Raw genomic sequence first — 6,473 nt, 5'->3', positions numbered from 1 at the left:
AAAAAAATATTTTAAAGAAAACAAAATCGAAATTCTTTAAAATCAATAAAAAAATGTTTTAGAGTTTTAGAAATCTTAATTACAATGATATATTAAGTTATATGATTAGGACATAAAAGTTTTTTCTTAAAAACAATTAAAATTAATTAAAAGATTTAAGATGTTGAATAATAAGACTATTTAATTTTTTAGATTAATAAAATTCTAAAACAAAATTTTATTGATAATAAAAAATAACAATTGTTATATTATAACGATTGTTATATTAAAATTACTTGATTATGATATATAAATATTTCTATAAAAAGAAAAGTAAACAATGTTATAATTAAAAAACACTGTCATATTTAAATTTAATAAGAAGTATATTCCGTTGATAAAATGTCATTATATAAATACACTATAGAAAAAAGCAAAATTGGAGAAATAACAATTATCTGGAGAGATGAAGGAAAATTTATCATAGAGGAAATCCTATTGAGCCTTCCAAATAAAAGTTCCAAAGAAAGAGCAAAAGAAAAATACGAAAGAGAAGAGGAGTTAAAAATCAAAAAGTCAAAACAACTTAAAAAGTTCCTTAAGGAATTGAATAAGTATTTTGATGGAAAACCATACAAATTCTCACTGGATTATCTTAATTTAGACAAACTAAGTGAATTTGATAGGGAAGTCTTAAAGGCAGAATTTGAAACTCCAAAGGGAACTGTAAACACTTATAAGCAATTGGCAGAAAGGGTAAATACTCCGAAAGCAGCGAGACCTGTAGGAAATGCATTAAAGAAAAATCCCTATCCGATTATCATCCCATGCCACAGAACAATTAAAAGTGATGGAAACCTGGGAGGATATGCCGGAATGAAGGAAGGTCATAAATATAAGGGAATATTATTGGAATTGGAAGGCCTTGAGATAAAAAACAGAAAGATTAGTGGAAAAAGCAGAATAATATCATTTGACAAAACAAAACAAAGCAAATTAATGTAAAAATGTAAATAATGTAAAATCCAAATAAAGATTTTAAAAAGTATTAAATTAATTAAAAAACATTAAAAATAGCTAAAAAGAAAAAATAAAGAAAAAAATTAAAAAAACATTAAAAATAGCTAAAAAGAAAAAATAAAGAAAAAAAATAAAATTAAAAAAACATTAAAAATAGCTAAAAAGAAAAAATAAAGAAAAATAAAGAAAAATAAAGAAAAATAAAGAAAAAATAAAGAATAAAACAATTAAAAAACTAATTTTATTCCCCTAAAACACCTAAATCATACTCACACAAGTCATGAATCGGGCATCTGTCACATTGAGGACCTATTGGTCTGCAGATTGTTTGGCCAAATTGAACCATTAAATCATTTAAATCAACCCAAAGGTCTTTAGGAACCTTTTCCATTAAAACAAGTTCTGTTTCTTCAGGTTCTTTTGTATCTGCAATTCCCCAACGATTGGAAATTCTATGAACATGAGTGTCAACAGGAATAGCTGCATCCTGGAATGCAAAAACAATTACACAATTAGCTGTTTTTCTGCCAACACCTGGAAGCTTAAGCATTTCATCCATTTCCCTTGGAACCTCAGCACCATATTGGTCTATTAAAATTCTGGAAACCTCTTTTATCCTAGCAGCCTTTACCCTATAAAAACCTGCAGGCTTAATTAATTTTTGAATTTCCTCAATCGGAGCATCTGCCACAGCATAAATGTCTGGATAAACTTCAAATAGATTATTTGTAGCTTGATCTGTATTTTCATCCCTTGTTCTTTGAGACAAGATAGTTCTAACCAATACTTGATATGGGTCATGATCCAAGAAGGTACGTATTGTATAAACCTCATTCAATCTTTTAAAAATCTCCCTTATTCTTTCCTCATCACTCATTTAAAAATCTCCAAAACTAAAATAAAACTATTAAAAACTTATTTTAACTCCATTTCAATACCGATTTCAGACATTGCCTCAATAAAATTAGGGAATGAAACGTCAAAGCATTCTCCATTTTCCACTTCAACATCATGCTTTAGGCCAAGAAGTGAAAATGCCATAGCCAATCTATGGTCATTATGGGATTCAACCACTCCATCACCAATAGTTTGACCATAAATAGTCATTCCATCCTCAAATTCTTCCAATTTACATCCTAATTTTTCAAGTTCCCTACAGGTAGTGTCAATTCTATCGGTTTCCTTCAATCTGCCATGCTTTACACCGGTGATAGTTGTTTTACCCTCTGCAAGAGCTGCCAAGACAGCAACTGTCAACAGCAAATCAGGTGCATTAGCCAAATTAACATCAATTCCCTTCAAATTACCATCTGACTTAACTGTAATATGGTCATCAAATACAATTATATCCGTACCCATTTGAGTTAAAATGTCAATTATCTGCTTGTCTCCCTGTTTGGAATCGGCGAATAAGTTTTGAATTCTCACTTCGCCACCTGCAATGGCTGCAGCTGCAATAAGATATGAAGCTGAGGAGTAATCTCCTTCAACTATATAATCGCAAGAGACATAATCTTGAGTATTGATTGTAAATTTTTCACCTAGAGATTCACTTAAATCATTGGCAGAATCATGATACTGCTCCTCCTGCACTGAAATTCCAAACTTTTCCATGATTGAAACTGTCATGTCAACATAAGGCTTTGAAACAAATTCAGGATGAACCACAAGTTCTACACCCTTTTTTGAGTATGGAGCTGAAATAAGAATGGATGATATGAATTGGGAACTTATGCTTCCTAAAATATCCGCTTCACCTCCAATATAACCAGGATAAACCTTAAGAGGAGCCTTATTATTCTCATTTAATGATTCAACCCTAACTCCCAAAAGCTTCAAGGCATCAATCAACGGCCCCATAGGCCTTGTCTTAAGAGAATCATCTCCTGTAAATATAATTTCATTATCTGAAAGTGCTGCAACACTTGTCATTATCCTTAGAGTTGTACCTGAGTTGGCCAAATCAATCATATCACTTGAAGGATCATCCATTATATTATGCAATTTTCCTCCAGTTCCCTCAATTTCCAAATAGGTATTGGTTTGACTCTTATCTCCCTTTAGAATAATTTCCTTTTTAGTGTTTATCTTAGCACCAAGAGCTTCACATGCACGAATGGAGGATAAAACATCCTCAGACAATAGAACATCAAGGAGTTTGGATTTCCCTTGAGCAAGTGATGCAAGAATAACCGCTCTATGACTGTAGCTTTTTGAAGGGGGAGCTTTAACAATCCCATTTATATTAGAAAAATTTTTTATTTTAAGATTCATGTTTACAATCCTTACAATCGATATTTGATAAATAAATTATTTCTATAATTCTTATTAATTATAATTTGATTAAAATTATATAATAAATTTATTGTATAAAAATGTGAATTAAAAATAGTAAAAAAAGAATTAAAAAGTTCTATAAAAAATGTAAATTAAAAATAGTAAAAAAAGAATTAAAAAAGTTTCATATAAAATCTGAACTGAAAAATTATAAAAAAAGAATTAAAAAATTCTTATTAAAATATTAAAAATCATTTTGAAAAAGAGAAAAATTAACTAATTTTTTAAAAAGATTAAAAAAATAGCAATGCCTCAAGCCTTAAAATGAAAAAGAGAAAAATAAAATATTAAATTTACTCAATATCCATAAAGGTCTCTTCAAATTTAATAAAAGAGTTTAAAAGCATATAATCTAATCTGTGAATTGATTTATAGGCAATATTTTTTGAAACATCCCAGTAAGCCGCTGCAATGGATCCTGCAATAGCAGCCTGAGTATCAGCATCTCCGCCTAATGAAACCGCATTTCTAATGGTGTCCTCATAATCCTTAGCCTCCAAGAAACAGATTATTGATTCTGGAACACTGCCTGCACAGGAAACGTCAAAGCGATAATTAAGCCTTATGTCATCTAGGGTTCTGGACAAATCATAATTATAATTGATTTCCACATGATCAGCTATTTCATCCTTCTTTGCACCAATTCTTGCTAAATAAATAGCATCTGCAGTAGCTAAAGCTCCCTTAATACCTTCAGGATGATTATGAGTTACTTCAGCAGAAATCCTTGCCAATTTTTGAACCTCTTCCAATGATTCTCCAACCCATGCAACAGGAGAAACTCTCATGGCAGAACCATTTGCCCAACTACCGTAAGGTTCCGGATTTTCCATCATAACCCACTCCTTAAACATTCCACCATATCCAGCATTAGGATAATTCCTACCATATTCCTTTAGCTTTTGAATCAAAACATCCTTGGAATTTTTATCTTCAACTAACCAGTCAGCAATAGCCAATGTCATGACAGTGTCATCTGTAAATGTAGAATATTTCTTAAAAAGAGGAAATTCCTTAGACTTTATTGAGTTAAACTCATAGATTGATCCGATTATATCTCCAGCAATTGTTCCTATAATTCCTTTCATTTTTTACCCCCTTAAAATAAAAATATTTTTTGTTTTAAATATTTCATTTATTAAATTTAATTATCAATTTTTAAAGTTTATTAAGTTTTTAAAATTTAAGTTTTTTAACTATTAAGTTTTTAATTATTTTAATATTTCAATATAATTAATTAAATCCATAATATTTAAAGATTATTAATAAATTAATGAAAAACTATTAAAATCAATTCTTACAACATATGATTTTTAAAATAATTAAATTTTCACTGTTCCCTTGTATTCATAACCCTTTAATTGCTTGTTTTGCTTAAATTCAAATTCAAAACTTTCCTCATTGCTCAAGTACAAATGAGAGAGAACAATTCCCATATCAATTCTATTCAAGTCCTTAAGGAATTTTCTTTTAATAATATTCTGCTTGACTTGATAAACGTCAAAGCCATTTTCAGTTTTCTTAAAATACCAAGGCTGAGAATTGATGGCTGATGGAGCCAATTGAGCAGGAAGCAAACATTCATCAGAGGAATCAGATATTTTAGACAGGGATTTTCTTTTAAACTCATCCCGTCCTCTTGTAATGTCATCAGACTTACCAAATGAAATTAAAATAACAAAATCAGGATTATCCTTCTTTACAGTTCCCCTTGCAACCCAACAGGAACCTAAATTAAGGCTTTGAATAAAAAGAGAGACCTGTTGAAATACAAAACCAATATTTTCAAGACTGTTTTCACATTTTTTAGAGTATAATGCCAAATAGTATGGTGCATTCCAGCCGGTTTGAACTTTAACCTCATCTAGCCTTAAGATTTCATAATAAAATTCACATCCTTCATCAAGAAGCTTAGCACCGGATATGAAATCCTCAATCTCTTTTAAAGTTTCCTCCTCAATCTCTTCATCAATATACTTTCTGCAGGACTTTCTTTCATAAATAAACTTTGTTAAATCCATATTATCACTAATTTAAAACTTTTTAAAAAGCAAAGGAATATAAATGTCATTAAAAATTGCCAATATAATAATTATTAGTATATTAAATTTAAAAATATAAAAGATTTTTGAAAAAAAATAGATAAAAAATTTATATAAACTTTAACAAAAAAGATAAAAGATTTTTGAAAAAAAATAGATAAAAGATTTATATAAACTTTAACAAAACATTAATCAATTTTTAGTTAATTAAAATGAAATTTTAAAAAAAATAAAATTTAGAGGGATATTTATGAAAACAATTGTAATCAATGCAGACCCTAAGATAAAACAGGATGTTGGAAAACTCTTAAAATCTGCAGGAGAAGGTGCTGAATCTGTTGGCAGTGAAGTGGAATACTTTAATCTTTACAAATTGGACATGAGAGGATGCATGAACTGTTCAATCTGCAAAACAAAAAACAAGGAAAGTTTCAAATGCTATTGGAGAGACGACCTGTCACCTGTAATCGATAAGATATTAGCTGCAGACAGCCTTTTAATCGGTTCACAAATATTCTTCAATGAACCTACAAGCCATTACAGAGCCTTGCTTGAAAGACTTATCTACTGTATTGTTTCATATGATAGAAATTATTATTACAAGGGCAAGGTGAATGTGGGAATCATATACAATGTTCTCTCCCCTAAGGAACATTTCGAAAAATCAATCAGACCTTGTCTTAAATCAACAGAAAACTTATTTAAAATGTTAAATGGAAAAGTTGAAGTTTTTACTTCCTACAAAGGTTTAAAAAGTCAAATAAAAACAGAAGAGGAAATAAAAGCAAAAAGGGAAGAGTTTGAAAATGATTTAAAAATAGCTTATGAATTTGGCGCTAAAATAAGCAAGAATGAATAAGTTAAAAAAATAATTAAAAAATAATAAATTTTCGTAATTAAGAAAAAATAGCTAAAAAATAATTAAAAAAAACAATTAATTCTTCTAATTAAGAAAAAATAGCTAAAAAATAATTAAAAAAAATTTAAACTAAAAAAGAATAGAATTAAAAAAAAATTTAAACTAAAAAAGAATAGAATTAAAAAAAAATTTAAACTAAAAAAGAATAGAATTAAAAAAAAATTTAAACTAAAAAA

6 protein-coding genes are annotated in these 6,473 nt (G+C 28.7%); 2 read left to right on the top strand and 4 right to left on the bottom strand.

Annotation, left to right across the window (positions count from 1 at the left end; translation table 11 throughout):
* Positions 1-381 precede the first annotated feature (381 nt).
* The gene (locus tag Q0138_RS04830; RefSeq protein WP_297981628.1) at positions 382-984 is read left to right on the top strand and encodes a methylated-DNA--[protein]-cysteine S-methyltransferase; all 603 of its coding nucleotides are present in this window, start codon (positions 382-384) and stop codon (positions 982-984) included.
* Between the two features lie 256 nt (positions 985-1,240).
* On the opposite strand, the gene nth is transcribed toward Q0138_RS04830, so the two are convergent.
* From nth to Q0138_RS04810, 4 genes are all read right to left on the bottom strand, one after another.
* A complete protein-coding gene (gene nth / locus Q0138_RS04825; RefSeq protein ID WP_297981627.1) occupies positions 1,241-1,876 on the bottom strand; it encodes an endonuclease III in 636 nt (211 codons plus the stop codon).
* 38 nt (positions 1,877-1,914) lie between these two features.
* Positions 1,915-3,273, bottom strand: coding sequence for a 3-phosphoshikimate 1-carboxyvinyltransferase (aroA, locus tag Q0138_RS04820; protein ID WP_297981625.1), 1,359 nt, complete (start codon positions 3,271-3,273; stop codon positions 1,915-1,917).
* Between the two features lie 356 nt (positions 3,274-3,629).
* Positions 3,630-4,424 (bottom strand): ADP-ribosylglycohydrolase family protein, encoded by a 795-nt coding sequence (locus Q0138_RS04815; protein WP_297981624.1) that lies wholly within the window; start codon positions 4,422-4,424, stop codon positions 3,630-3,632.
* A 234-nt stretch (positions 4,425-4,658) separates the two neighbouring features.
* On the bottom strand, positions 4,659-5,357 hold the full coding sequence (locus tag Q0138_RS04810) for a nitroreductase family protein (protein WP_297981622.1): 699 nt from the start codon (positions 5,355-5,357) through the stop codon (positions 4,659-4,661).
* A 271-nt stretch (positions 5,358-5,628) separates the two neighbouring features.
* Between Q0138_RS04810 and Q0138_RS04805 the strand changes: the two genes are divergently transcribed.
* Positions 5,629-6,237 carry a flavodoxin family protein gene (locus tag Q0138_RS04805; RefSeq protein ID WP_297981621.1) on the top strand — a complete coding sequence of 203 codons (609 nt, stop codon included), beginning with the start codon at positions 5,629-5,631 and terminating at the stop codon, positions 6,235-6,237.
* Positions 6,238-6,473: the final 236 nt, after the last annotated feature.

The organism is uncultured Methanobrevibacter sp., from assembly GCF_937906425.1.
Classification (GTDB): domain Archaea; phylum Methanobacteriota; class Methanobacteria; order Methanobacteriales; family Methanobacteriaceae; genus Methanobrevibacter.
This window is presented reverse-complemented; position numbering and strand designations above follow the sequence as displayed.